Origin of the sequence: Alkalicoccus chagannorensis DSM 18086 (genome assembly GCF_000429725.1) — a bacterium.
GTDB lineage: Bacteria > Bacillota > Bacilli > Bacillales > Salisediminibacteriaceae > Alkalicoccus > Alkalicoccus chagannorensis.
In genome coordinates this window covers 45,769-72,318 of record NZ_AUCK01000004.1, presented here as the reverse complement: position 1 = coordinate 72,318, position 26,550 = coordinate 45,769, and the positions used below count along the sequence as shown (strand labels likewise).

Annotated in this window: 36 protein-coding genes; 35 read left to right on the top strand and 1 reads right to left on the bottom strand. The window is 50.5% G+C overall.

The window, feature by feature from the left end; genetic code table 11:
* The first annotated feature begins 19 nt into the window (after positions 1-19).
* From G477_RS0102940 to G477_RS20410, 17 genes are all read left to right on the top strand, one after another.
* On the top strand, positions 20-421 hold the full coding sequence (locus G477_RS0102940; RefSeq protein ID WP_026696671.1) for a hypothetical protein: 402 nt from the start codon (positions 20-22) through the stop codon (positions 419-421).
* 415 nt (positions 422-836) lie between these two features.
* A complete protein-coding gene (gene accB / locus G477_RS0102935) occupies positions 837-1,325 on the top strand; it encodes an acetyl-CoA carboxylase biotin carboxyl carrier protein (RefSeq protein WP_026696670.1) in 489 nt (162 codons plus the stop codon).
* A gap of 15 nt (positions 1,326-1,340) precedes the next feature.
* Positions 1,341-2,714: an acetyl-CoA carboxylase biotin carboxylase subunit gene (gene accC / locus G477_RS0102930; RefSeq protein WP_026696669.1), complete on the top strand. Its 1,374-nt coding sequence runs from the start codon at positions 1,341-1,343 to the stop codon at positions 2,712-2,714.
* On the top strand, positions 2,707-3,132 hold the full coding sequence (locus tag G477_RS0102925; protein WP_026696668.1) for an Asp23/Gls24 family envelope stress response protein: 426 nt from the start codon (positions 2,707-2,709) through the stop codon (positions 3,130-3,132). Before accC ends, G477_RS0102925 begins: the two co-directional genes overlap by 8 nt.
* A 339-nt stretch (positions 3,133-3,471) precedes the next feature.
* A complete protein-coding gene (gene nusB, locus G477_RS0102915) occupies positions 3,472-3,885 on the top strand; it encodes a transcription antitermination factor NusB (protein ID WP_026696667.1) in 414 nt (137 codons plus the stop codon).
* Position 3,886: 1 nt separating this feature from the next.
* Positions 3,887-4,744, top strand: coding sequence for a bifunctional methylenetetrahydrofolate dehydrogenase/methenyltetrahydrofolate cyclohydrolase FolD (gene folD, locus G477_RS0102910; RefSeq protein WP_026696666.1), 858 nt, complete (start codon positions 3,887-3,889; stop codon positions 4,742-4,744).
* Entirely contained in the window at positions 4,737-6,089 is a 1,353-nt protein-coding gene (gene xseA, locus G477_RS0102905) for an exodeoxyribonuclease VII large subunit (RefSeq protein ID WP_026696665.1), read from the top strand. Before folD ends, xseA begins: the two co-directional genes overlap by 8 nt.
* Entirely contained in the window at positions 6,082-6,312 is a 231-nt protein-coding gene (xseB, locus tag G477_RS0102900) for an exodeoxyribonuclease VII small subunit (RefSeq protein WP_026696664.1), read from the top strand. The genes xseA and xseB overlap by 8 nt, the downstream gene beginning before the upstream one ends.
* A 3-nt stretch (positions 6,313-6,315) precedes the next feature.
* On the top strand, positions 6,316-7,209 hold the full coding sequence (locus tag G477_RS0102895; RefSeq protein ID WP_245575366.1) for a polyprenyl synthetase family protein: 894 nt from the start codon (positions 6,316-6,318) through the stop codon (positions 7,207-7,209).
* A gap of 660 nt (positions 7,210-7,869) precedes the next feature.
* Positions 7,870-8,463 (top strand): CNNM metal transporter family protein, encoded by a 594-nt coding sequence (locus tag G477_RS0102890; RefSeq protein ID WP_026696662.1) that lies wholly within the window; start codon positions 7,870-7,872, stop codon positions 8,461-8,463.
* Positions 8,464-8,478: 15 nt separating this feature from the next.
* Positions 8,479-10,374, top strand: a complete 1,896-nt coding sequence (gene dxs, locus G477_RS0102885; RefSeq protein WP_026696661.1) for a 1-deoxy-D-xylulose-5-phosphate synthase — start codon at positions 8,479-8,481, stop codon at positions 10,372-10,374.
* On the top strand, positions 10,371-11,180 hold the full coding sequence (locus G477_RS0102880; protein ID WP_026696660.1) for a TlyA family RNA methyltransferase: 810 nt from the start codon (positions 10,371-10,373) through the stop codon (positions 11,178-11,180). The genes dxs and G477_RS0102880 overlap by 4 nt, the downstream gene beginning before the upstream one ends.
* Positions 11,181-11,192: 12 nt before the next feature.
* A complete protein-coding gene (gene ahrC, locus G477_RS0102875) occupies positions 11,193-11,642 on the top strand; it encodes a transcriptional regulator AhrC/ArgR (RefSeq protein WP_026696659.1) in 450 nt (149 codons plus the stop codon).
* An 89-nt stretch (positions 11,643-11,731) separates the two neighbouring features.
* Positions 11,732-13,465: a DNA repair protein RecN gene (gene recN / locus G477_RS0102870; RefSeq protein WP_026696658.1), complete on the top strand. Its 1,734-nt coding sequence runs from the start codon at positions 11,732-11,734 to the stop codon at positions 13,463-13,465.
* A 42-nt stretch (positions 13,466-13,507) separates the two neighbouring features.
* Positions 13,508-14,347, top strand: coding sequence for a sporulation transcription factor Spo0A (gene spo0A / locus G477_RS0102865; RefSeq protein ID WP_084406099.1), 840 nt, complete (start codon positions 13,508-13,510; stop codon positions 14,345-14,347).
* Positions 14,348-14,490: 143 nt separating this feature from the next.
* Positions 14,491-15,462, top strand: a complete 972-nt coding sequence (locus G477_RS0102860) for a tyrosine-type recombinase/integrase (protein WP_026696656.1) — start codon at positions 14,491-14,493, stop codon at positions 15,460-15,462.
* 180 nt (positions 15,463-15,642) lie between these two features.
* Positions 15,643-16,440: a hypothetical protein gene (locus G477_RS20410; RefSeq protein WP_051287631.1), complete on the top strand. Its 798-nt coding sequence runs from the start codon at positions 15,643-15,645 to the stop codon at positions 16,438-16,440.
* Between the two features lie 800 nt (positions 16,441-17,240).
* Here G477_RS20410 and G477_RS0102850 read toward each other — a convergent pair.
* Positions 17,241-17,477 (bottom strand): helix-turn-helix domain-containing protein, encoded by a 237-nt coding sequence (locus tag G477_RS0102850; protein ID WP_026696655.1) that lies wholly within the window; start codon positions 17,475-17,477, stop codon positions 17,241-17,243.
* 185 nt (positions 17,478-17,662) lie between these two features.
* Here G477_RS0102850 and G477_RS0102845 point away from each other — a divergent pair, with 185 nt between their 5' ends.
* The 18 genes from G477_RS0102845 to G477_RS0102760 all read left to right on the top strand — a co-directional run bounded on the left by G477_RS0102845 (position 17,663) and on the right by G477_RS0102760 (position 26,430).
* Entirely contained in the window at positions 17,663-18,202 is a 540-nt protein-coding gene (locus G477_RS0102845; protein WP_026696654.1) for a tyrosine-type recombinase/integrase, read from the top strand.
* Positions 18,199-18,408 carry a hypothetical protein gene (locus tag G477_RS0102840; protein WP_026696653.1) on the top strand — a complete coding sequence of 70 codons (210 nt, stop codon included), beginning with the start codon at positions 18,199-18,201 and terminating at the stop codon, positions 18,406-18,408. The genes G477_RS0102845 and G477_RS0102840 overlap by 4 nt, the downstream gene beginning before the upstream one ends.
* Complete coding sequence (locus G477_RS0102835) at positions 18,405-18,641, top strand: hypothetical protein (protein WP_026696652.1); 237 nt, start codon at positions 18,405-18,407, stop codon at positions 18,639-18,641. Before G477_RS0102840 ends, G477_RS0102835 begins: the two co-directional genes overlap by 4 nt.
* Positions 18,638-18,994 carry a hypothetical protein gene (locus G477_RS0102830; protein WP_026696651.1) on the top strand — a complete coding sequence of 119 codons (357 nt, stop codon included), beginning with the start codon at positions 18,638-18,640 and terminating at the stop codon, positions 18,992-18,994. Before G477_RS0102835 ends, G477_RS0102830 begins: the two co-directional genes overlap by 4 nt.
* A 262-nt stretch (positions 18,995-19,256) precedes the next feature.
* Positions 19,257-19,379 (top strand): hypothetical protein, encoded by a 123-nt coding sequence (locus G477_RS21595; protein WP_281171118.1) that lies wholly within the window; start codon positions 19,257-19,259, stop codon positions 19,377-19,379.
* Between the two features lie 34 nt (positions 19,380-19,413).
* Complete coding sequence (locus G477_RS0102820; protein WP_026696650.1) at positions 19,414-19,884, top strand: hypothetical protein; 471 nt, start codon at positions 19,414-19,416, stop codon at positions 19,882-19,884.
* Complete coding sequence (locus tag G477_RS0102815) at positions 19,881-20,132, top strand: helix-turn-helix transcriptional regulator (protein WP_026696649.1); 252 nt, start codon at positions 19,881-19,883, stop codon at positions 20,130-20,132. Before G477_RS0102820 ends, G477_RS0102815 begins: the two co-directional genes overlap by 4 nt.
* The gene (locus G477_RS0102810; protein ID WP_026696648.1) at positions 20,119-20,301 is read left to right on the top strand and encodes a hypothetical protein; all 183 of its coding nucleotides are present in this window, start codon (positions 20,119-20,121) and stop codon (positions 20,299-20,301) included. Before G477_RS0102815 ends, G477_RS0102810 begins: the two co-directional genes overlap by 14 nt.
* Positions 20,302-20,663: 362 nt before the next feature.
* The gene (locus G477_RS0102805; RefSeq protein WP_026696647.1) at positions 20,664-21,533 is read left to right on the top strand and encodes a hypothetical protein; all 870 of its coding nucleotides are present in this window, start codon (positions 20,664-20,666) and stop codon (positions 21,531-21,533) included.
* A 112-nt stretch (positions 21,534-21,645) separates the two neighbouring features.
* Complete coding sequence (locus G477_RS0102800) at positions 21,646-21,888, top strand: helix-turn-helix domain-containing protein (RefSeq protein WP_026696646.1); 243 nt, start codon at positions 21,646-21,648, stop codon at positions 21,886-21,888.
* A 5-nt stretch (positions 21,889-21,893) separates the two neighbouring features.
* A complete protein-coding gene (locus G477_RS0102795; RefSeq protein WP_026696645.1) occupies positions 21,894-22,745 on the top strand; it encodes a hypothetical protein in 852 nt (283 codons plus the stop codon).
* A gap of 64 nt (positions 22,746-22,809) precedes the next feature.
* Positions 22,810-23,127: a hypothetical protein gene (locus G477_RS0102790; protein WP_026696644.1), complete on the top strand. Its 318-nt coding sequence runs from the start codon at positions 22,810-22,812 to the stop codon at positions 23,125-23,127.
* A gap of 134 nt (positions 23,128-23,261) precedes the next feature.
* On the top strand, positions 23,262-23,699 hold the full coding sequence (locus G477_RS18530; protein WP_035211042.1) for an HNH endonuclease: 438 nt from the start codon (positions 23,262-23,264) through the stop codon (positions 23,697-23,699).
* The gene (locus G477_RS0102780) at positions 23,680-24,159 is read left to right on the top strand and encodes a hypothetical protein (RefSeq protein ID WP_026696643.1); all 480 of its coding nucleotides are present in this window, start codon (positions 23,680-23,682) and stop codon (positions 24,157-24,159) included. Before G477_RS18530 ends, G477_RS0102780 begins: the two co-directional genes overlap by 20 nt.
* Before the next feature lie 153 nt (positions 24,160-24,312).
* Entirely contained in the window at positions 24,313-24,468 is a 156-nt protein-coding gene (locus G477_RS21110; protein WP_156897266.1) for a hypothetical protein, read from the top strand.
* Between the two features lie 13 nt (positions 24,469-24,481).
* Positions 24,482-24,742, top strand: a complete 261-nt coding sequence (locus G477_RS0102770; protein WP_026696642.1) for a hypothetical protein — start codon at positions 24,482-24,484, stop codon at positions 24,740-24,742.
* Between the two features lie 18 nt (positions 24,743-24,760).
* Entirely contained in the window at positions 24,761-25,855 is a 1,095-nt protein-coding gene (locus G477_RS0102765) for an SU10 major capsid protein (protein ID WP_026696641.1), read from the top strand.
* Between the two features lie 32 nt (positions 25,856-25,887).
* Positions 25,888-26,430 (top strand): hypothetical protein, encoded by a 543-nt coding sequence (locus G477_RS0102760; RefSeq protein ID WP_156897265.1) that lies wholly within the window; start codon positions 25,888-25,890, stop codon positions 26,428-26,430.
* Positions 26,431-26,550 lie beyond the last annotated feature (120 nt).

Here is a 26,550-nt window from a genome sequence, read left to right as displayed (position 1 = left end):
AAGCTGGGAGGAAGTATTTATGGATTGGTCCGAATTGACAGAAGGAGCAAAAGCTGTCCTGGAGCAGACGAGAAACATCAGAAATGATAAGATACAAATCGTGGAATTTGAGGTTGGTTTCCAACAGCCGGAAGAACATGCAGACGGCGGGTACCCTGTTTCTATTCAGGAAGAGGATTACCAGAGCCTCAAACGCTACACGCAGGAAAATGTGTACGGAGAAAAATATCACATGGCCCGCAACAAGAATATGGTGAAAATCATCATTCTCGAAGACGGGAAAATTCCGGATAATCTGTCTGATTTTCCGATTTTCCGGGAGTATAAAACGTCTTATCAGGAAGAACTTGCGGCGAGGCGTGCAGAAGAAGCGGCCCAGGCAGAGCAGGAAGGCTCTGATGAAGGTGGAAGCACAGGTTGATACGTACTCACTGAACCCGGCGAGGATGGGGAGCAGAGGCTGTATGCCTTTCTCCAACTTGATCACCGGTTAGGCACGCAAGCACTATTCACGTCAGAAGCCTGTACTTCTGGCGTGATTTTGTCCATATAGAACGTGACATCACGGCGGCAGGCGTGATGGCTGTCTCTGGAAAGCAGCATCAAACGTCCGCTGCATTCCTGTCATGCCGGGCAGCACAGAATCAGGAAGCAGGCAGAACCTTTTACGCAGAGGCTTCTTTGTAAGCGTTTACAGGAAAAAGGACATAAAAATACTTCCCAATACAGATGTTTTACGGTAGCATGATTAATGACCAGGTTTTAATAGGTTGTATTTACTGGCAGCGCATGTTTTCTCTACATAAAGAAGAAAGAATAAAGGAGTGTTTTACACGATGCTGAAAATCCAGGAAATCCGGGAACTAATACAATTGATAGATCAGTCGTCCATCGATGAGTTTAAATATGAACAAAATGGAGCGAAAGTGACGTTGAAAAAACAAGGAGCTCAGCCAGCTGTTGTGCAGCAGCCAGCTCCAGTACAGGAACCGCAGCCACAGCAGAGCGTTCCTGCAGCGCCGGCACCTTCCCCCGCCGCTGAATCAGCTCCGGCGAACGGACAGGAAGCGGAGAAAAAAGCAGGACAATACGCGATTACATCGCCGATGGTAGGGACCTTTTATGCTGCTCCTTCTCCTGAGGCGGATAACTACGTACAGCAGGGGGATAAGGTAACGAAAGAGTCCGTTGTCTGTATTGTAGAAGCAATGAAACTGATGAACGAAATCGAAGCGGAAGTAAACGGGGAAATCGTAGAGATTCTGGTCGAAAACGGGGAGCTGGTTGAATACGGGCAAGAACTTTTCCTCGTCCAGCCGGAATAGGGAGTGTAGCTGACTATGCTGAAAAAAATTCTAGTTGCAAACAGAGGAGAAATCGCTGTACGTGTCATAAGGGCCTGCAGAGAAATGGGCATTGAAACGGTTGCGGTTTATTCTACTGCGGATAAAGAGGCTCTGCATGTCCGCCTGGCAGATGAAGCCTACTGCATTGGTCCCGTATCGAGTGCAGACAGTTATCTAAACTTCACAGCTGTTATGAGTGCTGCAACGCTGAGTGGAGCAGATGGTATTCATCCCGGCTACGGGTTTTTATCCGAGAATCCGGATTTTGCAGAAATATGCTCAGCATGCAGCGTCACCTTCATTGGACCGAGCCCGGAGGCAATCAGCCGAATGGGCACGAAGGATGTTGCACGCACCACCATGAAAGAAGCAGGCGTTCCTGTTGTGCCGGGGTCGGAAGGGCTGATCGAGTCAGTGGAAGACGGCGTTCGTATTGCTGAGGAGCATATCGGCTATCCGGTGATCATCAAGGCGACGGCCGGCGGCGGAGGAAAAGGCATTCGTGTGGCGGAAGATGAGGCTTCCCTTCGAAAAGGGATCTCTGTCACACAAAAAGAAGCCAAAGCAAACTTCGGCAATGAAGGGGTATACCTCGAGAAGTATATTGAAGATTTCCGTCATGTTGAGATCCAGGTGCTTGCAGATACCCATGGGAATGTCATTCATCTTGGAGAGCGGGACTGCTCCATTCAGCGCCGGCTCCAGAAATTGGTGGAAGAAACCCCTTCGCCAGCTGTTTCACCAGAAACCCGGGCCCGTATGGGAGATGCAGCCGTGCAGGCTGCCAAAGCAGTAGACTACACTGGTGCTGGTACGATAGAATTCATATACGACCATCATGCTGATACGTTCTATTTCATGGAGATGAATACCCGTATTCAAGTTGAGCATCCTGTGACGGAGATGGTTACGGGGGTAGACTTGATCAAAGAGCAGATTCTTGCTGCTTCCGGCGAACCTCTCAGTGTGAAGCAGGAGGACGTGGAGTTCCGGGGCTGGTCTATTGAATGCAGAATCAATGCAGAGGATCCTTTCAAGAACTTCATGCCGTCCCCTGGAAGAATCACAGAATATATTACTCCAGGCGGTCCCGGCGTACGCATTGATTCTGCCGCGTACCCGGACTACATGATCACGCCGTACTATGATTCCATGGTCGGTAAACTGATTGTTCACGGAGCAGATAGAAAAGAAGCTGTTGCTAAAATGGAAAGAGCGCTCGCCGAATACGTCGTCGGCGGGGTCAAGACTACGATTCCTTTCCATCGAAGGCTCTTCCAGCATGATGTATTCCGTTCCGGAGATTTTAATACTAAGTTTCTGGATCTGTACCCTATCGAACCCGAGGAGAGTGAACAAGATGAGTGAAACAGTGAACGAAAAAAAGCTGCCGGCGATGCAGAATGAGCTTGGCCAGGTAGAAATAGCTCCAGATGTGCTTGAAATCGTCACAGGACTTGCTGCTTCTGAAATCGAAGGTGTAGATCATCTCCGAGGCTCCTTTGCATCCGGTGTGGCTGAACGCCTGGGACGAAAGAGTACCCACAGTAAAGGGGTTAAAATTGACCTGGATGATGAAGGGGTCATGCTGGAAATTTATCTTGTAGCCACCTACGGTTATTCCATTCCTGATATCGGAAAGAAAGTCCAGGAAAATGTTATCCAGACGATGGAGATGATGACAGGGGTCAAGGTGAAACATGTCCATATCCACGTAACAGGCGTGCAGCTGGAGCCCAAAGAACCCGGTGATCAGGATAAGCAGGAGAAAACCGTAACAACTTGATGCCTTGTACATGCACCCTGCCGGCTGTTTCATCCTATCAGCCGGACAGAAAGGCATAGTTCCGTGCAACACGTGCAACGAAGGGATCGTAACTGCACAACGACGAAAGGATCGCGCCGGAAGCATGCTTCCGGCGCGATTTTGTCTGTTTCAATGCACAGACTGCCGGAAGACGAGCCGGTGCAGCATGCCATGCTGCAGCAGCAGAAGAAGAGCGCTGAAGGTCGACAAAAGCTCTTTCTTACGTGAGGAAATCGGAAAGGGAAGTGCAGATCGGTTTCCCTTTATGCTATGATGATGTAGTGAAAAAGTTCCGATGATATAAAGGAGAAAGATAAAATGAATAGAAGAGTCGCACGGATCAAATCCGTTCAGGCACTGTATCAGGTAGAAATGACGGGCGTTGATCCGGATGAAGCGATAGAAGTAGCCTTAGAGGAAGATGAAACGACAGATCCGTTCCTTCAGGATCTCGTACACGGCACACTCCAGTACCTCATAGAGATTGATGCAATGCTGGAGGAGGCGCTTGAACATTGGACGCTGCAGCGTTTATCCCGTATTGATCGAGCTATCATGAGGCAGTGTGTTTATGAAATGAAGTACGTGGAAGAAGTGCCCGTCAATGTCAGCATCAACGAAGCTGTTGACCTCGCAAAAGGATTTCATGCTGAGGAGGAGTCCGGTCGTTTCGTCAATGGTGTTACGTCCAAAGTTGCTGAAATGATCCAAACTAATACTGGTGGTGAATGAGATGACAGCAGAAGTTATTTCAGGAAAAGAACTAGCAGGAACGATCCGGGAGACGTTGAAAACTGAGACAGCGTCCTTGAAAGAAAAAGGGATTGTGCCGGGATTGGCGGTTCTGCTGGTAGGAGACGATCCTGCCTCCGCTTCGTATGTCCGCGGAAAAGAAAAAGCCTGCATAGAAGCCGGCATCACCTCGGAAGTACAGCGCCTGGAGGCTTCCATAACAGAAGAAACGCTTCTCAATAAAATAGAAGAATTAAACCGCGCGGCCCATATTCATGGAATCCTGGTCCAGCTGCCACTTCCTTCCCATATCAGTGAAGATAAAGTGATCGAAGCTGTCAGCCCGAAAAAAGATGTCGACGGATTTCATCCGGTAAACGTGGGTAATATGGTACTCGGAAGGCAGGCATTTTTATCGTGCACGCCTTATGGGATCATCGAAATGCTTCGATCCAAAAACCTTTCACTGGAAGGAAAGCATGCGGTTGTTGTCGGCCGGAGCAACATCGTAGGCAAGCCAGTCGCACAGCTGCTCCTTCGTGAAAATGCAACGGTAACCTGCTGCCACTCCCGGACTCGTGACTTGAAGCAGCACACGAGACAGGCGGATATTCTCATCGCTGCGGCTGGTATGCAGGAATTTATCAGCGCAGATCATATTAAAGACGGAGCAGTCGTCATTGATGTCGGCATCCATCGGAAAGAAGATGGCAGCCTGACAGGGGATGTATTATTTGAAGAAGCTTCGAAAAAAGCGTCTTATATTACGCCCGTTCCAGGTGGAGTTGGACCGATGACGATTACGATGCTGTTGAGCAACACGGTGGAGTCTGCGAAAAGGACGATGTCCCGTGTCTGAACAGCTGCCTGGAGTGACAGCCGTCACACGCAGGATCAAACAGCTTCTGGACCGCGAACCAGGACTTCAAAATATATGGCTCCGCGCGGAGATTTCGAACTTTAAGAGGCACAGCCGGGGACATTTGTATTTCACGCTGAAAGACGATAAATCCCGGTTACAGACCGTGATGTTTGCCGGCAGTGCGAAAAACCTCGCTTTCTCACCGGAAAATGGGCTGAGTGTGATAGTCCGGGGAGACATCTCTGTCTACGAACCGTTTGGGCAGTATCAGTTTTATGCGAAAGAGATGCAGCCGGACGGGATCGGGCATTTGTACACACAGTTTGAACAGCTTAAAAAGAAACTTCATACGGCCGGCTGGTTCAGTGACGAACATAAAAAGAAGATTCCAAGAATCCCCCAGCGCATTGCGGTAATCACATCACCAACAGGTGCAGCGGTGAGGGATATCGTCACAACCCTCCGCCGCCGCTATCCTCCTGCTTCTGTCACCCTTCTTCCTGTACTTGTTCAGGGACCAGAAGCTGCGGCTTCGATTTCGCGTGCGGTTCGTCAGGCAGATCAAGCCGGGTTTGATGTTATCATCTGTGGCAGAGGCGGCGGTTCGCTGGAAGAACTCTGGGCATTTAACGAAGAGGAAACAGCGGAAGCTTTTTACCGTTGCTCCACTCCGATTATTTCCGCGGTCGGTCACGAGACCGATACGACCATGACGGATTTCACTGCCGATCTGCGCGCACCAACGCCAACAGCCGCAGCCGAGTTGGCGGTACCGGATATACATGAAATGCGCAACTTCATTCTGGACCGGCATGCCAGACTGGTAAAAACCGTTCAACGAAGGTATCAGCATGCAGCAGACCAGCTTCACCGCCTGGAGCAGTCCTATGCGTTTAAATATCCGAGAAGACTGATTGAGGAGAAGACGCAGCAGCTGGATACTGCAGAGGAACGGCTTGCTCGAAGCCTGAAGACGCGCGTTGACCTTGCTTATCAAACACTTGATCAGCAGCGGCAGCGATTGCATGTCAGGCACCCCGCTCAGCTCCTTGAACAGAAAAAAGAACGCCTGACGTATATCGAAAGAGAGCTCCTCCGTGCAGCAGAGGAACAAAAGCAGCGAGCAGAGAAAAAACTGGAACTGCTCTTGTCCAAACTGGAACTGCTCAGCCCGCTGTCGCTGATGAGGAAGGGATACAGTCTGACGTATGATCAGCACGGGCGGTTGATCCGCCATATACAGGAAGTTCAAGAGCAGGAGACCATTACAGTGAGAGTTTTCGGCGGGAGCGTATCAGCAGCCGTGCAGGAGATTGAGGCGAAGGAGGATCCTTATGAGTGAAGAAAAAAAGGAAAGCTTTGAACAGTCCATGCGAGAGCTGGAAGAGATCGTGCAGAAACTGGAGCAGGGGGATGTGCCCCTGGAGGAAGCGATGAATATGTTCCAGCAGGGAATGAAACTGTCGAAAGACTGCCACGACCGACTGCATAAAGTGGAAAAACAGATGACAGAAGTGCTGTCTGAAGATGGGACATTGTCAACGCTGTCTGAAGAGGAGCTGTAATCATTGGAAGAAAACCAGATGCTGAAGGAATTCATAGAACAGTATAAACAACGGGTGGAAAAGCAGTTCCCGACGATGATCAACAGTCTTGCCGGACCGCAGCGATTAAAAGATGCGATGCTGTATTCTCTGGAAGCTGGCGGGAAGCGGATCCGGCCGATGCTGCTGTATGCTGTCCTCCACGGCTACGGACGTCCGGCGGTAATGGGAGATGCAGCAGCATGTGCGCTGGAAATGGTGCACACCTATTCGCTGATTCATGATGATCTGCCTTCCATGGATAACGATGATATGCGGCGGGGCATGCCGACGAACCACCGCCGTTTTGATGAAGCGACCGCCGTTCTAGCGGGGGACGCCATGCTGACGCACAGTTTTCACCTTATCGCAGCGGATCAACATCTGGATGATGCGGTGAAAGTAAAGCTGATCGAGCAGTTGAGCCGGGCTTCCGGGGCCGGTGGGATGGTCGGCGGACAGATGGCAGATATGCTCGCGGAGCGGGAAGAAAACATCCTTGCAGCGGACCTGGAAAACATTCATGAACATAAAACAGGGGATCTGCTGGCGGTCGGCCTGCAGATGGGGGCGGTCGCAGCCGGTGCAGATGAAGAAGCGCAGAAGCACCTGGATCTATTCGGCCGTCACATTGGTCTATCGTTTCAAATTAAGGATGACCTGCTCGACGTCGAAGGAGATGAAGCGCTGATCGGCAAACCTGTCGGGAGTGATCAGACGAATCATAAGCACACGTATGTGCGTCTGCTCGGCGTCGAAGGAGCGAAAAAGCGGCTCGATGAACATACGGAAGCAGCGCTTGAGGCGCTCCAGCACGTGCATGCCGACACGAGCATTCTTTCCGCTCTCGCTCATTACATCCGCACCAGAGAGCAGTAGGATTGTCTCTGCATCAGTCTCCGTGGTATAATAATAATGGTGAGTGGTGCAGTATTCTAGTCGGCTCTGCACCTTCGAAAGCGGGCCTAAAAATCCGCTAAAGGGCACATCGATGAAGTTCCTAGTCTTGGCTTGAGGCGCCCAGCTTTGGGTCCTGACTGGGAGTAAAGGATGTAGGGCGATCCACAAAGGCATGTGGGCGAAGACCCTGCATCCGCGGAGGCCCATGTGCATGCTGGGACACCCCTGTTCTGGTATGTACATGGGTATGAACCTGTCACGCGGGTCTTTGGGCACTCGTGGACAGCGTAGCCTGCCTTGAGTGGAGTCTGAGGGGATTATGATTGCCAATCATATGAAATCAGCTCTGCAAAAGAGGATAGAAGGTGAATTGAGCTGTCGGGGAAAACCCCTAGACTGTTCCATTGGACACAGGAGAAGGATTAAAGTGCGTACTAAGTGGCAGTCCAGTCCGGAGTCCGGCAACGGCTCCGAGACGGGTTTAATGGGAAACCTCCGCTGCGGCGACGCGGCGGAACCCGTCTGGGAAATCCAACTGGACCTAAGGCGCAGCGTTTACTTTTTCTGTGACCACCCACCCTATACATAAGCCAGTTACTAATTCATTACAGGTTAAACGAGGAAGCAGGGTCGCTTTTCATGAAGGAATCTATGCGAAAATCACTAAGATGGAGCTGGATGATCGCCGTTATCACTCTTGTGTTAGCGGCTATTTTTTCTGTCATCTCAACAGCCGTCCTATCTGGAGTAGCCTGGGGCGCGGGAATGATGATCGTCTTTCTTATCGTCCTTATCGGGGTGATGGCGGATACGATCGGTGTTGCAGCTACAGCTGCAAGTGAACGGCCGTTTCATGCGATGGCCGCAAAACGGATGAACGGATCAAAGCAGGCGGTCAGCATCACGAGAAACGCCGATAAATTCTCCAACTTCACGAACGATGTCATCGGCGACATAGCCGGTGTCATCAGCGGCACAGCATCCGCTTATGTCGTACTTCAGCTTGCTCTTAATCTCGGTCATGCGGAAGGGTCCGTTATTCAATTCTGGATTTCTGTATTATTCACCAGTATTGTCGCAGCTTTGACAGTAGGGGGGAAATCTGTCGGAAAAACGATAGCAATTCAATATTCTACACCGATTATATACCGTGTGGGTAGATTATTTTATTTGATAGAGGTAAAATTGGGAATAACCATATTTAAGGATAAGAGAAAGAAATCTAAACGATGAAAGTGAGGGTTCCCCTTGGATGTTATGACAATGAGGAATCCATCTTTTCTAAAAGGGATGGATGATGAACAACTACAGGAGACAGCCGCGTCAATCCGGGAATTTCTTATCGATAAGCTATCGGTGACAGGCGGGCATTTAGGTCCGAACCTCGGTGTTGTTGAGTTGACCCTGATTCTGCATCAGCTGTACGACAGTCCCAAAGATAAGTTTCTGTTTGATGTCGGACACCAGGCGTACGTGCATAAAATCCTGACTGGACGTGCCGGAGAGTTTGACACGCTCCGCCAGCACAAAGGACTCTGCGGCTTTCCGAAGCGTTCGGAATCGGAACATGATGTCTGGGAGACAGGTCACAGTTCGACTTCGCTTTCCGGCGCGATGGGGATGACGCTTGCAAGAGACCTTAAAGGAACGGGCGAGCACATTGTACCTGTAATCGGAGACGGCGCTCTTACCGGAGGTATGGCGTTGGAAGCGCTTAACCACATCGGAGACGAGCAGCGTGACATGACGGTAATCCTCAATGATAACGAAATGTCGATCGCTCCGAACGTCGGTGCCATGCACAGCATGCTCGGACGAATGAGAACCGCTGGAGGCTATCATAAAGCGAAAGAAGATCTGGAACTTCTCATCCGGAAGGTGCCGGCATTCGGAGGCAGACTGGCCTCCGCAGCTGAACGAGTGAAAGACAGCCTGAAATATCTGCTCGTGTCCGGCATGTTTTTTGAAGAGCTCGGATTCACTTACCTTGGACCGGTGGATGGACATGATCTTCAGGATCTCCGCTCTAACATCCGTTACGCAAAGAATACGGAAGGACCTGTGATCGTGCATGTCGTAACGAAAAAAGGAAAGGGGTACGCCCCTGCCGAAAACGATGCAAAAGGAACGTGGCACGGCCTCGGTCCATACAAAATCGAATCGGGTGAAGTAGTGAAAAAGCCGGGTCCACCGAGCTACAGCGGTGTGTTTGCTGAAACGATGAAGCGGATGGCAGCAGAGAGCGACAAGCTGGTCGCAGTGACGCCGGCAATGCCGAACGGCTCCGGACTTGATAAATTTGCGAAAGAGTATCCAGAGCGGATGTTTGACGTCGGCATTGCGGAGCAGCATGCAACCACAATGTCTGCTGGACTTGCCACGCAGGGCATGAAGCCGGTACTTGCAATTTATTCGACGTTCCTTCAACGCGGGTATGACCAGCTCGTGCATGATGTGTGCAGGCAGAACCTGAATGTGATGTTTGCCATCGACCGGGCAGGTCTCGTCGGAGCCGACGGAGAAACACACCAGGGTGTATTCGATATCTCCTACATGCGGCACCTGCCGAATATTACGCTTTTGTGTCCAAAAGACGAGAACGAATTCCAGCATCTTCTTTATACAGCGTTCCAGCATAACGACGGACCAATAGCCGTGCGCTATCCACGAGGCGGGGGACTCGGTGTTCCGATGGATGAAGAGCTGAAGACACTCCCGATTGGAACGTGGGAAACACTTCATGAAGGAAATGAAGCCGCTATTCTCGCCGTTGGCACCATGGTTCCTGCTGCAATGGCAGCTGCTGAAAAACTGGCCGAGAAGGGCATCCGTACCGAGGTCATTAATGCCCGGTCGATTAAGCCGCTGGATGAGAAAAAGCTGCAGGACCTTGCCGGACGTCAAGTGCCGATTCTCACGATGGAAGAACATGCGCTGCTCGGAGGATTCGGATCGGCAGTTCTGGAACACTTCCACTCTTCAGGCGTGCACTCCGTCGTCGTCGAGCGGATGGGTATTCCTGATTGGTATATCGAACACGGCGGCGTTCCTGAACTGCTCGAAGAAATCGGCCTGACTGCGGAGGAAGCGGTTAAACGCGTGGAATCCATGATTCCTGGAAGGCAGAAACGCGCGTCGTCATGAAGAAGGAACGCGCAGACGTCATGCTTGTAGAACAGGGACTGGCTGACACCCGGGAAAAGGCCAAACGCAGTATCATGGCAGGCATCGTCCTCGCTGATGGGCAGCGTGTGGATAAACCGGGGATGAAACTAAGCGAGGAAACCGTTCTTTCAATCAAGGGGGAAGTACTTCCTTATGTCAGCAGGGGAGGACTTAAGCTGGAGCGGGCGCTTCAGCTTTTCCCTCTGACATTGGAAGGCAGAACGATGATTGATATTGGAGCATCAACCGGTGGATTTACCGATTGTGCCCTGCAGAACGGTGCCGCCCGTGTGTACGCTCTCGATGTAGGTACGAACCAGCTCGCCTGGAAAATCCGGTCTGATGACCGGGTCATCGTGATGGAGCAGACGAATTTCCGTTATTGTACGGAAGACAATTTTTCCTTTGGGCGCCCGACTTTTGCTGTGATGGACGTCTCCTTCATTTCGGTCCGGCTGCTTCTTCCTGTGCTCAAACGGATACTGGCAGAAGGTTCTGATGCCGTCATCCTGATTAAACCGCAGTTTGAGGCGGGAAGACATGAAGTAGGACGCAAAGGCATCATTCGGGACGAAAAGGTACATACACGTGTACTTGAAGAAACAGCGGCAGCTGCATCGCAGGAAGGGTTTGGCCTGCTTGGTGCAGCGCCATCCCCGATCAAAGGCGGAGGCGGTAATACAGAGTTTCTGTTCTGGCTCCGCAGCGGCGCGGAGTCGACCGTGACGAAAGAGGAATTACAGCAGACTGCGGCAGCTGCCCGCGCAGATGATGGTCTGGAATGATGGAGGAGTGCCATGAATAAAGGACAGCGACATATTAAAATACGTGATATTATCGGCAATAACGATGTAGAAACACAGGATGAACTCGTAGACGAACTCCGAAGTGCCGGATTCAATGTGACGCAGGCAACCGTAAGCCGGGACATTAAAGAACTTCATCTTGTAAAAGTACCGATGATGGACGGGCGGTATAAATACAGCCTGCCCTCTGACCAGCGTTTTAATCCGCTCCAGAAATTAAAGCGTGCCCTGATGGACAGCTTCGTTTCCATCGACCATACGAACAATCTTATCGTCATCAAAACGCTTCCCGGAAATGCTAATGCGGTCGGAGCGCTGATCGATAACCTGGATTGGCCGCAGATCATGGGAAACATCTGCGGCGACGATACGATTTTGATCATCTGCCGTTCTGAAGAGGATCCGAAAATACTCTCAGAACGATTTCTGGACATGCTCTAAGGCTGGAGTTAGAAAGGGTTTCCCGGACGGGCGCCCTTTTTTTCGCCCTTCTAAGGGGAATACAGGTTCGAAAGAAAGGATGTCTCACTATGCTGATGGAACTCTCCATCCGGAACTTTGCTATTATAGAAGAACTGTCTGTATCTTTTGATGAGGGGCTGACGGTCCTCACCGGAGAAACCGGTGCGGGGAAATCGATTATCATCGATGCGATCGGACTGTTGATCGGAGGAAGAGGCTCCGTTGATTTCGTACGTCACGGCAGCAAGCGAGCCGAAATAGAAGGGTTGTTTTCGATTCAGGAGAACCTGCGCGACGATCAGCAGAAACTGCTGGAAGACCTCGATATTGAGCTGGAAGAATCGACCCTCGTCCTGAAACGGGAAATCACACAGCAGGGAAAAAGCGTGTGCAGAATCAATGGGAAACTGACGACCCTGGGCGTGCTCCGCCAGGTAGGGCAGCAGCTCGTCGATATTCACGGGCAGCACGAGCATCAGCAGCTCCTTCAGGCAGAGAAACATATTTATTTTCTCGACCGCTATGCAGAAAAAGAAATCAGTCAGTCGAAAAAAGCATATAAAGCGTTGTACGATGCGTTTCAAAAGAAACGATCCCAGCTCAAGCAGCTCTCGGACAATGAACAGCAGAATGCACAGCGGCTCGATCTCATTAAATATCAGTATGAAGAAATACAAAATGCACAGCTGCAGCCGGATGAAGATGATCACCTGGAAGAGGAACACCGCCGTCTCGCGAACAGTGAAGAACTTTACCGGACGGTGCACGGCGCATATGAAGCACTGTATGGCGAGGGGAAAGGAATGGAGTGGGTGATGACCGCGATGAACCAGCTGGAAGAAGCAGCTTCGCTCGACCCTTCCCTGGAAGAATCAAAAGAAGCAGCTGCCACTCCGTATTATCTGCTGGAAGAAGCGGCTTTCCGGCTGCGTGATTATTATGAGTCCATTGAGTTTGATCCGGAACGCCTGCACGAAGTAGAAGCGAGAATGAGCGAACTGCAGCAGCTGAAGAAAAAGTATGGAGCGACGGTCAATGATGTCCTCGAATACGCGGCGTCGATCGAGGAAGAACTGGATACCCTGACCAACAGAGAGCAGCGGCTGGAAGAATGGGAAGCTGAACTCGTTTCATCAGCAGAGGATTTATATGTGGAAGCGAAGCATGTAAGCCAGCTCCGGCGTAGGGCAGCAGAACAATTGAAGGAGGATATCCACCTTCAGCTGGAGGGCCTCTTCATGCATCAGACTATTTTCGATATTAATATTTCAACCGCACCGCAGCCAGCCTTTCAGGCGGACAGCCTGCTCCGTCACTCCCCGTTTCGTGCCGACGGGATGGATGAGGTGGGATTTTATGCAGCCACCAATAAAGGGGAGCCTTTGAAACCACTGGCGAAAACCGCGTCCGGAGGCGAGATATCACGGATGATACTGGCGTTGAAATCGATCCTGGCACGTCACGAAGGGGTGACGTCGTTGATCTTCGATGAAGTGGATACCGGCGTGAGCGGCAGGGTTGCGCAGGCGATCGCGGAAAAAATCCACGGAATTGCAGAAGGGTCGCAGGTACTATGTATTACGCATCTGCCACAGGTCGCTGCCATGGCGGATACGCACCTTTTCATCTCCAAAAGAGAGGAAGAGGAACGGACACTCACCAATGTGCAGCCATTGACCGAACAGGAGAAGACAGAGGAAGTCGGCAGAATGATCTCCGGGGTCGAAGTCACCGACTTAACGCGGGAGCATGCACGGGAGCTGATCACTCAGGCAGCAGAAAAAAAAGAATCCGCCGAATAGACGGTGCCGTTACCATTGGGCTGTTTTATGAGCTGGATGCATATGGTATACTTAGTTCGTTCATATTGTGAAGATCGGTCGGCTGACCGTCAGCAAGGAGGAGCAGTTGTGAGTCAAATTACAGTATGTGTTGCAGACGATAACAGGGAGCTGGTAGAGCTTCTTGAAGATTATATGGCGAAAGAAACGGACCTTAAAGTGGTAGGAACAGCATTTAACGGGCAGGAATGTCTGGAGCTTTTAGAGAATGAAGTACCGGATGTGCTGCTGCTGGATATTATCATGCCTCACCTCGATGGGCTCGCAGTACTCGAAAAACTGCAGCGGTTGAAAAATGCGAAACCGCACATCATTATGCTGACGGCGTTTGGACAGGAAGATGTCACCAAAAAAGCTGTTCAGCTGGGCGCCTCTTATTACGTTCTCAAGCCTTTTGATATGGAGATGCTCGTGAATAAAATACGGGATGTAGCTGCCTCGCGCTCGCTGGATCAGCCTTCTCCAACAGAAGACCGGCAGAATAAACCGATGAATCTGGACGCTTCGATTACAAGTATCATCCATGAGATCGGGGTGCCGGCGCATATCAAAGGATATATGTACCTTCGTGAAGCGATTACGCTTGTCTATCATGATATTGACCTGCTTGGTTCCGTGACAAAAGCACTCTATCCGGATATCGCGAAGCGCTTTGATACCACGCCGAGCCGTGTTGAACGAGCGATCCGGCACGCCATTGAAGTGGCGTGGAATCGTGGAAATGTCGACTCAATTTCCAAAATGTTCGGCTATACTGTCAGCACAACGAAATCGAAGCCCACAAATTCCGAATTCATCGCAATGGTGGCTGATAAACTTCGTGTGGAGCACCGTTCGAAATAGCGCCTGGCATGGCGGCTTTTAACAGCGTTTTTAATCGGAAATACACAGAGGAATGTCCGCTTAATGTCGGACAATGTGCGATAAAGTGTTACGCACTATATCCTCCTTTTGTCGAAATATTCGGCGGAAGGGGGTTTTTTGTATTGCACAGCGAATTTCATCGGCAAATTGACGATTACATGCTGTATTGTCAGTCGCGAGGATTGACGCGAAAGTCGATGTCATCTTACGAGCAGGCACTACGCCTTTTCGCAGAGTGGGCGGCTAATGAAAAGAAGATCGACCGGGCGGAAAAAGTAACACGCGACGTGCTGCGCGAATACATGACGTTTTTGTTAGAGCGCGGCAAGTATACCGTTGTGACCGATCAAGCAACGACCATCATCAATCACCCGGACAAAAGGCCGGACCTGGGTAAGCCGGTCAGCCCGACGACTGTTGCCAATTATATGCGAAATATCAAGGTGTTCTTTCGATTTTTAAAGGACGAGCGGGTCATTAAAGTGAATCCGGCCGACCGGCTGAAGACGCCAGCACCCGTCAAGAAGGAGCGAAAGCTATTGTCGCAGCAGGAGTTACGGGCGTTTATGCGTACGTTTGACACCGTGTCGCCTTATGGCCTGCGTAGTTATATTATGGTGCGGCTGATTCTCGACACTGGTATGCGCGTTGGTGAAATCATAATGGTAACGCCGGATGACGTGGATTTACGACAGCGCACGATCCTGGTCCGCCACAGCAAAAGTCAGAAAGAAAGATACGTATTCTTTTCGCAAAAAATGGGCCGGGAACTGCGGCACTGGCTGGACTTTCGCGATCGCTACGAAGACTGCGACTATTTATTTTGTTCCATGCGTGGCGGTCAGTTGAAAACAGCGAGCTTTGAAAGGACCGTCAAAAGACACGGCGAGCAGGCCGGGCTGGAAGTAACGCCACACTTGCTGCGCCATAACTTTGCAAGGTATTACCTGCAAAACGGGGGCGACCTGGCCACCTTGAGCCGGATTCTCGGCCACAGCAGCTTAGAAACAACAAAAGTATACCTCGATTTTTCAACCGAGGAAATAAGAAATCTGTATCAAAATAACAGTCCGCTAAATAATCTGAAAATTTAACACAAAAAAAAAGGACGTAGCACGTTCACCGCAGCCTGGCAGGGCTGTAAAGCGGGACGCACATACGACCGAATACCTGAGTCGTAGTATATCGCGAAAAAACGGATTTGTCAATATTCTGCCCGTCTGTCCGTTTTACCGAACGTGCGTTCGCGTCCTTATCCGAAGGAGCGATCCATCATGCGCCATTTATCCGAAGCCTCAACGTTCGAAACTAAAGCCGACCTTAACGCCGCCGTGGCCGACCACCTGCGTGCCTGCCGCGCGCACATCACCGACACCGACTATGCCGTGCTTTCTTTCGTCGCCCAGCACGCGGTAAAGTATCCGGGCGCCGCGCAGCTCAAAGCCGACACCATTGCGTCTGGGGTCGACAAGTCCAACGCCACGGCCCGCCGCAGCCTGCGTAAACTGGCCGCGCTGGGCGTGCTGGCGAAGCGGCAGTTACTGCGGCCGAAAAGCGGTGGCTGGGGCGCAAATGTGTACGTGATCCAGCGGCCTGCACAGTCGCATGATCACTCGCATGACCACTCGCCCGACAGCGCCAGCCCGCGCCGCCCTAAGCCGCAGCCGGCGAATCAGCCGGGCGAAACTACGTCTAAAGCTACGTCTAATAAACCTGAATACACAAATGATACAGAAACGCCTCTACCTGCGGCTATGCTTCGCGCGAATATGCCGAAGGCGGTTTACAAAGCGTTGGCCCCGTACTTCGACGCAAGAGAATTATACGGCCTGGCAGGCGCTGTTTTCAAAGCCAAAAGCCGCCACAGTAACGACATCATCATCGAACACCATGCCGCTGAGTTTACGGACGTTCTGCGGGCCGCTGTGCTGCGTTATAAAGCCGGCAAGGTAAAGCCGGGGAAGCTACAGGGATACGTATATACGGCGGTCAGCAGGCTGTGTACGGCGATTACAGTGCGCGAAAAGTTGGGCGCTAGGGAGTACGACTGGCTGGGCGCTGGAATAAATTAGGTGTTGATTTTGGCACCCAATAACTTAGTATTATATATTCCGTAGCCAGGCGCGCTGCCGCACGGAGAGTGGGCGAAGTGGCTCGCAGAGGTCGCATGGCCGGCCAGTGTGCGCATATATAAGAAGAAAGTCGCCGGGGCTGTGCGACGTTATGCGACGCTCAAACTCCGATGGCACTATGTGCGGTAAGGTATATGGAAGAAATGCGCTATAGGGGACGGAGTAGTTCGGAGTGTAAACCGCCCCTTTTTGCGCAGGGTATATGGTAGAAAGCCGATAGTGGCGGTGTGCATAGGTTTACATGGTGCGGCTGCTGGGCGGCATACACCCGCGACAAGGGGCCGGCGCGCGCCCTGCCGAACGCTTTGGGCATATGCGAACATGCGTTCTATTTAGCGAACAGAGGGCGCCTGGGGAACGTATGTTGCCTGCGCTAATATGCACGATTGTATGCAGAATTAGCCGATCACAGCGCATTTATAAACGTTGATACAGCGCTGTTTATTCGCTGCATAAAACAAGCCGCCAACTTTTGCGCTGATGATTCGTTATAAACGCCGGCAAATCAACGTTTGTTAACGTCAGCGAACGTAACTTAATGCTATTGTGTTTCGTTTCGTATTCGTATTCATGAATCGTTTATACATTCGCAAAAATTGTAAATTGTTTAACGCTTTAACGTAGTAAAGCACGATATTTTATTCCCCCAAGGGCCGCCACTGTATCCCTCTCTCCTGGCGCCCTCAGAATACGTACACTAAAATTTCGTTCCGGCCTCGTCTAGTTTCGCGAGCTTTCGTCTATTCTTGCGCATCATCTTCCGTATCGATAATCGTAATTAACTCGGACACACTTTCGAGCTGTAATTCGTTCACAATACGCTCGATCACGTCAGCCGGATAATGCCGCACTTTCCCTGTATACAATGCGCTCACTGTGGCCGGCCTGATGCCGGTATTTCTTGCGAGTTCTTTCTGCAGCATACCGCGCTCGTCGAGCAGTTTTTTTAGGTTACAGCGTACTAATTTTTGCGACATACCTCCGCCTCCTTTCCTCTAAGTGTATCGTACCACATTCGCGATGATTCCGAAATTCGTAAGTAAAAGTATTGACAGCGGCAGGCAGGCGCTGTATAGTCGTAGACATAGCAATTACGAAATTCGTAAGGCAATTATTTGTAACGAATTACGTTATACTATTTACGTAAAAGGAGGACAACGACATGAACGAAGTAAAAGCGCTAACTCCCGAAGAACGCGGCCGTTTTAAGAAGGCGCTGCACGGCCGAAACAAGCTGCTGTACATCGCCGGCGCATCGACAGGCCTGCGGGTCAGCGACCTACTCGCGCTCAACACTGCCGACATAGCCGGCCAGCAGGCGCTCACAGTCCGCGAAAGCAAGCGGGGCGCACGCCGCACCATTACGATCAGCAAAACGCTGCAGGCGGCCGTACAGGCGGAACTGAAAGCCGGCACAATCGACGCGGCCGGGCCGCTGTTTCCTTCGCGAAAAGGGGGCCGGCCGCTGAGCCGAGCGCAGGCTTATCGCATCTTGAACGACGCAGCCAAGCGGGCGGGCATTGACGGCGCCATCGGCGGCCACACGCTGCGGAAAACGTTCGGGCTGGCGCTGTATGAGCAGGGCGTCGACATTACGCGAATCATGGCGATTCTGGGCCAGAAGGCGCCGGCTGTGACGCTGAGGTACATCGGCATAACCGCGCAGGAAATCGCAGAAAGCTACGAGGCGATCGAAATATGAAAACGATCATCTATTCCGGCCAACTGTACGAAGTTGTCGATGAAGTAGGCGGCGACCCGTCGATCGTAACAGGCTCCCGCAAAATTGGCAGCCACATTTACCGCCTGGTGCAGTTTACGTACTTCGAACAATATCGCGAATTACAACGGAGCACCGTCCTTGTCACGAAAAATACTACGCAAAAACTACTGGAGGAATCGAAATGACCTACGTAACCTATCGCATGACCAAGCCGACCCTGCCCGCAGCACAGCCCGCCGTACACGTCCACACAGGCGCCGAGTCGCTCGCCGTGCCGGCCGACCTTGCCGCCGACTTCCTGGGCGTCAGTGACGTTGTAGGGGCGCTGTATGTGCCCGCAGAAACTATCGCGGAGTTAAAGGACGAGCCAGGCGTCGTAGTCGAAGCGCAAGAAACAGCCGGGGAGGTGGCGCTATGATGAACCGTAATGATCGCGAAGCACTAGCGCTTGCAATCGCCGACCCAGCCATCGACACAGCGGCGGCAGAGGACGTCCTAGAGCGGGCGGCGGTCGACATGCCGCTGCCGGCCGGGGCGACATTCGAAGCAAAGACCGTCCAGGATCAGGCGGAGTATCTGCCGATGGTCGTTTATGGCACGAAGGTAGGGCGGCTGACGGTCGAAGTGTCGTACTGTTACGACCCGGCAATGCCGGCTATGCTGTACATAGTAACGGATGAAGGCCGCGAAGTGGACGTAGAGTATAAGGAGGAAGGCAGGCAGTTGGTCGAAATGATGCTGCGCCAGGAGGCGGCATACTGCTTCGCGTGATTTATATAGTCATTTGTCCGTTTTTTAAAGGCTGCGCCAACAGCCGGGAATAAAAGGACCGCCAAACTTAAGATATACATAGGAGCGCCCAAACGTGGGTGCTTCTTTTTTTGAAATTTTTTCGCCGAAAAGTGACGCATTTTCGAATTAGGGGGGCTATATATAGTAGGCGGAAAAATTGAAAGCCGAAATTTTAAAGTTTTTTCGCAAAAAGTGACGTAAATTTGGTCGGCGCGGAGTATGTAGAGTAGGAGGCGATGCAATGGAGCCGGCAGAAGTGATCGACAGACTGAGGCGGACAGACTTCGACAGCGAGGGCGAGGCAGCAGAAGCGGCGGAGTTTTTACGGGAAGAATACGGCGTCGATATTTTTTGCGCGAAATGAAAAGAAAAATCAACTAATTCTAGGAGGAATAACTATGAAAATGACATTTGAGAATCTCGGCTGGGACAAATTAGAAAGCCTTCAACACCTAAAGGACGATTTTCACTGGGAAGAGATTAATGATTTAGGTCTCGTCTTACCAACAGTAGATCAGCTTCAAATGGTTTATGAAGAAACGTTCCTATTTTTAGTATATGTATATTCTGAATCTAAGAAAGTGAAGGAAGATTTCAAAGGACGCGAGTTTGAAGACGTCGAAGAATGGTTTTTCGAAATAACTGGAGCCTTAGGCCGGGGCTATAAAGTTGAAATTTATGGAGATATAATCCGTGAATTTTGTGGAGATCATCTATTGGCCTTGTTTGAACAAATTAACGACGGGTTCAATTTAAATCAATTTGAATTCGAATTTGCTCTTATATTGTTCGCCTTCGAAGAATGTTTATTGGAGGAAAAAATAAAAGGCCGGAGCATCTTCGAAGAAAAGGAGGCAGCCAACGTATGACGATCGACCGGCACACAATGCGCATGATACGCCGCGTATACGGACTGACCCAGCAGGAAATGGGCGCAGCATTGTACGTCAGCGACACGCACATTTGCAACGTTGAATCCGGCGTCCGGGCGGTTTCGCGCCGCCTGGCTGCCCGGCTGATATTTACGTTCGGGCTAACGGAAGCCAAGCTCGCCAGGATGCGCGACGTTGAGGCGGAGTTTAACGGGAGGGAGGTGGGCGCTGATGACACGATATAATACGCCCGACCGGCCGGTTCATAGCATAACGCTCGCCAATCGCCTGATTCAAGACGGCTATACGATCGAATTTATACAGAAGGAAGGCGCGCAGATTGTCTTTTACTTCCGCAGCACCTTCGGTCTTAGTCAGAGGATCAGCGATCATATGCGTAAAGTTAAAACGTAATGACGGTTATTCTACGTTGTTTGTATACAAACGCGGAGAATGGGCGGGGGCATAGAGCGCCCCCGAACTGCGCGGCTGGCGCCGCTTGTTAATCTGATACACATTTTCGCGATAAGGTTAGATAACACAAGCCGCAGGCGCAGTGTATGAGAATTAGAATAGTGCCGCCATCTTGCGTTTAATACCGCTAGTATCAGTATATTTGCGTTTGTTTTAGAACATAAAGACTGAAAGAAATAAGTTTGCCGCTTTTATCGAAGAAAAGGCTCTATGGCGGGCTTTGAAGGCCGAAATAGGGTATGCACGAAATGCAGAAGTGGTATGCACGAAATGCAGAAATGCAAAAGGAGGAAAGAACTTTAATGTCAAAATACAACTACTGTGAATACTGCGGAGAAAGAGTTTCCGCCTCAAAAAAGCAGTTCAACAAAGATTACGGCGACGTTTGCCCGCCGTGCTTTAACGAGTTAGGGGAAGGCGAGCGCCATATGGTTACATTCTACGAGCGGGTGGCGGAAGAATTAGAATTTTCCGGCGGTATAGTCGAGGCGCTGAATCCGTGGATCTCGTTCAAAATTCGCGAAACAAATCCGGATGCAAAAGAAAGAATGCGCGATTATGTCATGGTGGCCGCTATTTCACGTCGGACAGCGACCGACTTTTTCTACAACACTCGCGGCGAATCTCTTCTTAATTATAGCAGCGGAAAAGAAATTCTTTCGAAGCTAGGAGACAAGCTCGATCGACAGGCGGAACGTTTATTAAGGATGAAGGAGGAACCTGCGGAGGACTTCGAACACACCTATATAGATTACCCGATAACGGGCGAAAGTGTTCCGACAGTTACCGGCGATTATTTAAGTCTCGCGGAAGAAGGTTATATGACTAAGGAAGAAGCGGATAAAAAAATCGCCGGCCTGCGAGAATGTCAGTACCGGTTTTGTTACGCAGCTATAGGGGCGGAAAAACACGGGAGCAAACGATACTGCTGCGATGCTCACAAACATGCGGAGAAGAACGCAAAAAGAAGAAAAGCAGCAACCGGAAGCGCACTGCCAGAGAACGCAGTAAGAGATAAATTAAGCAAGACGGCCGCTGATAATTTCAGTAAGAACGAGCGAGCAATGGAAGGTTGGATAATAGACGAGGTAAATACGAAAGGCGCTCAGTATTATACGCGTGACTATCAGCGGGATATGAAAATTCGTGAAAATAAATCGCTGAGAACATAGAAAAACCGCTATTTTCCGGGGTATCTGAGCGGTAATAGTAGGAAGGTAAAAGTTCCGCTTTTTTTAAATAGATAGTTGTAAAAACAACGGTGAAGGGGAGGGGTGATCTAATATGACAGGGGAGTTTTTAAAGGCTGTTAGATTATTATTTAACTTAACACAGGCGCAACTTGGATCGATCACAGGAGTGACCCAGACTTACATCTATTTACTGGAATCTAATCAAAGAAATTTGACTGAAAGGTTTTACGAACGGCTATTAAAAACGATGAACTTAACTGATGAAGAACTTTTGAAAGTAAAAGAATTGCAAAAGCACCTTGAAATGACAAAAAAATTGCAGGTTAAGGAGTGAATTACGTGTCTAAATTTGATGAACATGAATATTTTAAAGGTACAAGAACCGAAATTGATGAGGAAACAGGGGAAATCAGGGTGAGCGCGCCCCAAAAAACGCACGTTGTTAGAAGTAAAAAGCAAATAGAGAGCTATAAAAAGAAATTGCAGAAAGGGAATGGACGTCAACCTGAGTTTACTTTTTCAAATATGGAGAGCATCAAGGTCTTAACGGAAATTAAAGATAATTACTTAGGTCATTTTCTATATATCCAAACATACATAGATTACAACAATCGCCTTGTTACTAATAAACGACCGTCACTTCCGATGAGAAAGGCTGACATTAAAGAATACTTAGGGGTTGGTGAGCGGATGTATCAAAGCTTTATGAGCGAAATGAAGAAGCACAATCTCATTTTTGAGCAGGACGGTTATTACTACGTTAATGACAATTACCATTTTCGCGGGAAAACTAATAACTCAACAGTAATACGCTCATTTAAGACTAAGATACGAGAAATGTATGGGGGAACATCCGCTCGGGATGTAGGCATGGTATATAAACTACTTCCGTACGTCCATTTAAAAACTAATACCATTTGTAAAAACCCTTATGAAGAAGATGTAAGAAAAACGCAGGCTTTTAATCAAATGGAACTTTCAAGACTTGTGGGAATGAAAGACCAGGCTAGGCTAAGAAATAAAATGATGAGGCTTAAGATAGGCGACGAATATGTATTCGGTGAAATAAAAACTGGGCATGGTACATTTTACAGGATCAACCCGGCGATATTTTACCGTAAACGAGGCAATCCGCCAGAAGCCTTGATTGAAGAATTTTCAATCAGAAACAATTTTACTAAGAAGAAATAGAGAGCCGGGCCGCACAAAGCAGCCTGGCTTTTTATTATAAATCAAAGTTGAGGAGAGATGCGAAGTGATCGTAAACATTAGCCAGACAGTACAACGTACCAAACGGAATACCTTTGACGTGAAAATCTCGGCCACCACCGATGCAGGCGACGCTCTGCCCGGCCTGGAGTCGATTTACTATGGGCACCTGGCAGCGGCGGCCTATCAGAGTCTATCAGATTTTTGCGAGAACCTGCCGGCCGAAACGGAAGCCGCGAACATTGTTTCGGACGTACCATTCGCGCAGCGCGAGCTTACAGCGGCGCAGGCTGATCGACCAGTGGGCGGCGAGGCGTGGAAGTGTCACTTGCATTTTGAAGCTGACGGAATAAAAATCCTTTAAAAAAACTAAACGGAGCGGAGTGGTGCGGAGATGGGTAACGTATTATACAGAAATTGGATAGTAGATATTGTCGCGATATACAGCGTAACAGCAGCAGCGGTCGGCATCTTGGAAGTCATCGGAGGTGCTGGCCTATGAGCGAGACACTTGAGCGCCGAGCATGGCGTTTCATCCAAACGCGCATGCGCAGAAATGGTGTATTCGACCTTTTGTCGTACGATGACTATCTCTTAAAACGAAGCAAGCCGACCTGCTCTTACTGTGGCTATCAATTCGCACCGGGCGAGGCTGTAATGCTCGATCACATTCAACCGTTGGGCCGCGGAGAACACGTAGCCAGCAACCTCACCCGGGCGTGCAAGAGCTGCAACAGCAGAAAAGCGCGCCAGGACGTGCTGACATTTTACGATGCCACGCCGACTTTTACCCCGCAGCTATTCGGCGCCATGCTGGCGGAGTTGGCAATAGAATACGGTGTCAGCGCGCCCGACATGCTCGAAATGCTGGAACGCGAGCAGGCCGCCTGGCAGCGAGAAAGGACGGACAACCGGGATGACAAAGAAGCAACGTAACATAAAGGCCCTCGTAGGCGAAGTGGTCGGCCAGCTGGGCGGTCGCAGCGGCTATGACCACGACTACTACCACCGCGAAACACCTCGCACGAAGAAGGTCGATCGCCAGGCGGGCCAACTAGCGGCCACCTGTGCCAACTTTACAGGGGCCGGAGGCTGTCGGGCGGAAGTAAACGGCGAGGCGACCTGTCAACTTTTTGCGCCGGGCTTTATCGGCCACCGCCGCTGTCCGCAATTTGAGCGCGTCCTACTGCCGGCCGACGAGCGGCTTGTGCAGGAATACTGGGAGATTATCGCGGGCAGCCCGGACGCGCATAACGTCAAAGTCTGCGTCGATTGTGAGGCCGACTTCGAGCCGCGAAGCAATCGTCAGCAGCGCTGCGATACTTGTGCGGATATTCACCGCCGGCAGAAACTTCGCGAATACCAGGCCGAGGCACGACGTCATGTCAACAGTTAAAAAGGCCAAAATACGGCATATTGGGCGAAAATGGCCGCCTGTGCGTGCGTGTGAGAATCGAAAAAAGGCGCTGAAGGGTAATACAGCCGACACCCTAAAAAGCGGCTTCTAAGTGATGACATAACAGACTATGGGGAAAGGAGGTAACGTTCGATGAAAAGGAAGAATAATACATATGAAACCAAAGATCAAGCGCTGCAGAAGAAAGCCGCTTTCCAACAGCGCGAACAGGATTTGAAGCAAAAACGCGGGGCGAGGAATTATCCGAGGCTGAACAGAGAAGCAGCGGAAAGCATCGGCCTACTTTAAAGGAGGCGTAAATATGACCAACGAAATTAAAAGCTGTACGATAATCGTCACCGTCGAGCCACCGGATTCGATCGGTTATGTAAATGTAAGAACGAAGGTACTCGACGAATCAACCGGCGAGCTTATGCGCACACGTAGCGTGGAATATAACGCGATGCCACTAGATGTAGCGGCGAAATTTGCGAAGGACAGGGCGTATGATGACGCGGAAGAACTAGGTTATAAGCACGTAGGGCAGTACGTGAGTAATATCGACCAAATTATTTTTAACTAAAAAAGGAGCAGGATATTTATGGCAAAAGTATACTTGAATGAACTCGTAGGCGTACAGGAATCAGTAGAGGATCAGGTCTTTCTGCTGAACGAACACCAGATTCCGATTCTTCAATACACAGGCTTTGGTGAACCAGTCTTGGATGTGAAACACTCATGGTTTGAGGACAGCACATTCAGCTTTGAAACCAAGCTAAAAGACGACGTAGCCGCGGCAGATGAAGAAATCCTCGTTGACGATACGGAGCCGTTCATGATCGGCCATCAGATTAAGATCGACGAGGAACTCCTGAAGGTTACAGGCGTCAATCACACGCAAAACACGCTCGAAGTGGAACGTGGCCTACACGGCACAGAAGCCGCAGCTTATCAGAAAGGTGATACCGTCGAGGTGCTTTTTCGCGAAGGAGCCGAAGGCGCTGACGCCGGGGAATCGAGGTATAAGGCGCGAAAGCAGGTATCAAACATTACGCAGATTTTTGACGAAACGATCAGTGTGACCGGCACGGCGCAGGCTGTTTCTCTGACTGGCATCGAAGATTTGTATAACTACGAGCAGGCGAAAAAGCTGACGGAACTATCGCTGCAACTGGAGAAGGCGCTCGTCAACGGCCAGAAATACGAAGGCCAGGGCGGCACAGTAAGGCAGATGCGCGGTGTCCGTTCGTTTATCGAGACGAACGTTATCGACGCTGGGGGAAACGACCTCACCGCGGAAATCCTGAATGACGCGATTCAGTCGCTTTTTGAAGCGGGCGCCCTACGCAGCCAGACGGATTACAAGATCATGGTGTCACCTTCGCAAAAGCGGCAGATCAGCCGAATGGGAGCGGAGCATGTTCGCCTGGAGCGTCAGGACAATACTCGCGGGAACGTCGTGGATCAACTCGTCAACGACTTTGGGACGTTCGATTTCGTAATAAACAAAAACCTCAAGGACAATGAAGTATTTATCGTCGACATGAATCGTGTCAAAGTTCGGCCACTCCGCCCATTCACTCATGAACTACTTAGCACTACCGGCGACAGTGTGAACGGAACCATCCTCGGCGAATTTACGTTGGAACTGATCCAAGAGCAGGCACACGCACGAATCATCGGACTGGAGGTATAAGCATGGAATTTTCTAAAAAACTACAGGACGAAATGAAGCGGTTCAAGAAGGACGCCAAGCCTGGCCGTCAGCGCCAGCAGCAAATAAAAGAAGCGATCGAAGCCGAACAGGCCGAAATTGAACGCCTTGCCCTCGAAATTGAGGGCGAAGTCAGCGTAGATAAGCAGCTCGAACTGCACGAAAAGCAGCAGAAGCTCGAAACGCGAATTCGCTTTCTCAAAGACCAGCGTCGAAAAGGCGTCCTCAACGGCAACCCCTCGCAGGACGCGGAACTCGATCGACTGGCTGGCAACATCGCGGATGAGGTAAACGCCGCCAGAAAAGCGGAACTCGCCCAGATCGAGCAAGAAGCCCAAGCACTCGCAGAAAAGCAGCGCGAACTGGCCGACCGTGCCAGAAAAGCGAACGCAGACGCCGAGCAGGCTCACTACAAGGCAGCGGATGAAATCGGCATGTATTTCGAAGAAACGCCGAGCGGCGGGCTGATGCGAAACAAGCGGATTCTGTACGGCAAAAAGCGGCCGGACTTCGGTGTAATGCTGGATGCCGCGGAAGTTCGGGAACTAGCGGAATAATATACGGCAAGCTGCGATGATGGGATTAGTTCACCCGGAGCGGAATGTTCTCCTTTTTGAGCTTTCCTACAAGCTCGTTGTTAGCCCGTGCCCTCGTTGGTGCGGGTCTTTTTTTATACG